Raw genomic sequence first — 1,548 nt, 5'->3', positions numbered from 1 at the left:
CGTTGGCTGAGTTGCACTGCACAATACAGCCGTAGAATTGCAATTAGCTACCAATTCAGCAATACCCATGATACATGGTGTTAGGTATTCTTCCGGAAGCATCTGTACTTCATCAAAAATTATAACGCTATTAGCTATATTCTGCAGTTTCCTACATTTCGAGGATCTGTTTCCATAAAGTGATTCAAAAAACTGTACATTTGTCGTCACAATAATCGGAGCGTCCCAATTTTCGGTGGCTAGATACAATTTGCTGTCCAAATTGTCTTTACTGTTCTCGGTATGTTCAAAGTCAAAATTGGAATGATGTTCTAATACAGCATTTTCACCAAATATATTTTTAAATACATTGGCATTCTGTTCAATAATAGATGTATAGGGTATCACATATATGATTCGATCCATTTTATGTTTTAACAAATGTTGGATTGCAAATGCCATAGAGGACAAAGTCTTACCACCACCCGTTGGTACCGTAAGAGAAAATAGTCCTTTGCCTAGTTTTGATTTCATCATACAATTAACCAATATTTCATTTCTTTTGGAGTTGATCATACCATTAATATTAAACCTAGCAATTTCAATACTAAGAAGCTTTTGATAACCTACAAAATCATAAATAACTGACCTATTCACTTTTCCATTATTCATAAATTTTTCAGTATCCAAAAAGTCGGCGTCAACTAAGGCAGAATATAGCATTCGAATAAGAAAAGACACTGAATAACCCCCTTTCCCAAGAGGTTTTATATTCGGCTTTCCTAATTCATTATAGTTATTAAGATTTATTTCTGTTACATAGTTTGAGTAATTCGGAATATGACTATTAGATTTTAATCTTGACATTAATGTGCCTTCATGCACTTCATCAACTTTGCTACCATAATTTTGAAGACCACTATGATGACCTGCAACACAATAAGAACAGATGACGCCAAAGGGCTTCATCTTATATGCTATAATTGCTCCAGCAGTTGAGTGATCACATTTTTTTCCGTTATTAAGAATCCTATTTTGAAACGCATTAGAGTACTTACCTAGATCATGTAATAGACCAATAGTATAGGCATATTCTTCGTTGTTAAAAGATTTAGCAAAACCAGATGCATAATTTGCAGTATTTTTCAAATGCTCAAATAATAATTGATGGCTTTCGTCTTCTCTTTTATGAGCTATATACGTATAGACCCCTCCCCATATTAGTTTTTTAAATCAAATCATGAAATATCTTCACAATAAATCGTTTAGGTTTAGATTATTGCCTAAATATTAGTCTATCATTCTTGTTGCTTACCCACAAGGAATTATTTATGTGGTGCTGCATATTATTTGAGTCCCCACTTGAATCCATAAGAAAAAGACGTGCTGGCAGTCCCCTTTCTATAGGCTTTGTAGGTTACGAGGAATGTTCGAATCTCGTTTCGCGCTTTATATAAAACGCCAAATTTCTTATTTAACAAGAATATGGCGTTTTTATTTTAGATTTTACTAATCATATATGCTTTTAAAGTCAAAGTTTCTTTAAGTTCAGATTCAAAATTATCTTCT

The 1,548-nt window shown here is 33.0% G+C and carries 1 protein-coding gene; it reads right to left on the bottom strand.

Annotated elements, in window-relative coordinates; translation table 11 throughout:
• Nucleotides 1-1,176 (bottom strand): CRISPR-associated endonuclease Cas3'' (locus tag AC6F8J_RS14400; protein WP_500724323.1); only part of this gene is annotated, 1,176 nt, incomplete at its 3' end.
• Nucleotides 1,177-1,548 lie beyond the last annotated feature (372 nt).

This window comes from Petrocella sp. (assembly GCF_059865615.1).
Note: the sequence above shows the minus strand (reverse complement) of the source record. Positions and strands in the feature narration are given on the sequence as shown.